Below are 1,083 nucleotides of genomic sequence, written 5' to 3'. Positions count from 1 at the left end.
ACAGTTTGTCCAGATCGTCCAGGCCCAGTTGGGTCCAGGTCGGTCGGCCATGGTTACATTGACCGCTGCGTTCGGTGTTTTCCATGTCACGCAGCAGACCGTTCATTTCCGGCAGGGCCAGACGCCGATTCGCACGAACCGCGCCATGACAAGCCATGGTCCCCAGCAGTTCGTTGATGTGCGCCTGAATGCGATCGCTGGTGCCGTACTCCATCAGGTCAGCCAATACATCAGCGACCAAGCGGTTCGCTTCCGCCTGCTTGAGCAATGCCGGAATCTGCCGAATGGCCAGGGTTTCCGGGCCAAGACGCTGCAATTCAAAGCCCAGACGCTGGAACCAGGCGACATGTTCTTCAGCACAATCGGCTTCACGCTGGCTGACTGCCAGCGATTCCGGCACCAGCAGCGGTTGGCCGCTCAGGCCTTCGCTGGCCATCGCAACCTTCAAGCGCTCGTACATGATCCGCTCGTGAGCGGCATGCATGTCCACCAAAACCAGGCCCTGGGCATTTTCCGAAAGAATGTAGATGCCTTTAAGCTGCGCCAGCGCGTAACCCAACGGCGGAATATCATCCTGCCCCGCGGGCAGCGCGACGGCATTGGCCTCGGGCAGCGGAGCGAAAAACTCGCGATAGGCCGCTTGCGCTTCAGCCACGGGTACACCGGACTGCGGACGTGGCGTGTATTGATACTGGTAACCGGCGCCAGCGCCTGAACCGGCAGGCGTATTGAACGAAGGCTGAGCCTGCGGTTGCTCAAGCAGTGCATTGGCGGCCAGGCGCATTTCGCCCTGGGGACCGAATTCTCCGGCATCCAGACCGGTCGGCCGGACGATGGCCGTCGCCACCGGCGCCGCCAGATGGTCGTCCGGCCGCACATCGCCCAAGGCGCGGTGCAAAGTACCGTAGAGGAAATCGTGGACCATGCGCCCTTCGCGGAAACGCACTTCGTGTTTGGTCGGGTGCACGTTGACGTCGACACCTGTCGGGTCAACCTCGAAAAACAGCACGAATGTCGGATGCCGGCCGTTGAACAGCACGTCGCGATAAGCCTGGCGCACCGCGTGAGCCACCAGTTTGTCGC

1 protein-coding gene is annotated in these 1,083 nt (G+C 61.7%); it reads right to left on the bottom strand.

Features of this window, described 5'->3' with window-relative positions:
* Positions 1 to 1,083: DNA mismatch repair endonuclease MutL (mutL, locus tag D8V06_RS11205; protein ID WP_241667809.1), on the bottom strand; the 1,083-nt coding region annotated here is incomplete at both ends.

It is taken from the genome of Pseudomonas sp. Sample_24, assembly GCF_004307605.1.
GTDB lineage: Bacteria > Pseudomonadota > Gammaproteobacteria > Pseudomonadales > Pseudomonadaceae > Aquipseudomonas.
The sequence above is the reverse complement of the archived record's forward strand: the minus strand, read 5'-3'. Positions and strand labels throughout refer to the sequence as shown.